The organism is Mesorhizobium sp. M2A.F.Ca.ET.067.02.1.1 (assembly GCF_004023285.1).
Taxonomy (GTDB): Bacteria; Pseudomonadota; Alphaproteobacteria; order Rhizobiales; family Rhizobiaceae; genus Mesorhizobium.
In genome coordinates this window covers 1-1,121 of record NZ_RZSB01001178.1, presented here as the reverse complement: position 1 = coordinate 1,121, position 1,121 = coordinate 1, and the positions used below count along the sequence as shown (strand labels likewise).

1 protein-coding gene is annotated in these 1,121 nt (G+C 62.9%); it reads right to left on the bottom strand.

What is annotated here, in order from left to right; all coding sequences use genetic code 11:
• A partial coding sequence (locus EOA28_RS36540) for an ABC transporter substrate-binding protein (RefSeq protein WP_189342401.1) occupies positions 1-992 on the bottom strand: 992 nt, incomplete at its 3' end.
• Between the last annotated feature and the right edge of the window lie 129 nt (positions 993-1,121).

Below are 1,121 nucleotides of genomic sequence, written 5' to 3'. Positions count from 1 at the left end.
GTGTAGGCCTCGGCGGCCGCCGGGCGACCGTTTGGATACTGGCCAACCTTGTCGAGCAGCGCCAATTGCTCCTCTATCGAGGCCGGGTCGAACGTGCCCCAGCCGTCCTTGGCGGTGGCGCCGTCAAAGGAGAGTTTCAGCACCAGATTGACGGTCTTTTCCTCCCAGCCAAGATCCATTTCCGGATAGGCGGCGACCATCTTCTTGACCGCTTCCTGCGGATTGGCATGCACCCAGCCCCAGCCTTTGCCCACGGCGCCGATGAACTTCGCCAGCGTCTCAGGATCCTTTTCGATTGCCGCGTCGGTAGCGAAATAGACGTCCGCGTAGGAGCTCAGCCCGAGGTCGCGCGTCAGAAGGTCGATGCGGTCGTCGCCGACGACGCTGAGCGCCTGGGTGTTGGTGATCCAGCCGCCGATGGCATCGACATCGCCGCGCACCAGCGGCGCCTTGTCGAAGCCGACATTGACGATGGTCACCTCCGACGAGTCGATGCCGTTCTTGGCCAGGATCTCGTCGATGACGAAGCGCGCCGTCGGCTGGATACCGATCTTCTTTCCCTTGAGATCGGAGACACTGCGGATCGGCTTGGCCGGTTTCGAGGTCAATGCGTAAGGACCGGTACGGAAGCCGCAGGCGATGATCTTGATCGGCACGCCGCTGGCGCGGGCAGAATATAGCTGCGGCGTTTCCGAGAATTGCCCAAGCTGGGCGGCGCCCGAAATGACCGGCGGCACGGTCGACGCGTTGGGGCCGCCGGGGCTGAACTCGACCTCCAGCCCAGCGTCCTTGAAATAGCCGTTGGCGACGGCCGCGATATCGCCGATCTGGCCGTTGGATATCAACCAGTCATACTGGATGACGACCTTGCCCGCGGCCTTGGCGCCCGGCGTCAGCAGCAGCTGCATGCCGGCAGATACGGCCGCCACCGCTGCCATGCCGCCTTTCACGAATGCACGGCGGTTCAATTCAAAGTCCCTGTTCCCATTCATTTTTCGCTCCTGTTGCAGACTTTCTCGTCTTTTCTTCAGGCGCCGCTCCCTTCAGCGCGGCGTCGTCTACGGCTGTTCGTCGTGGTAATCGCCAGGGCCGCCGTCGAGCCAGGCGTAAAGCTCCCAAAG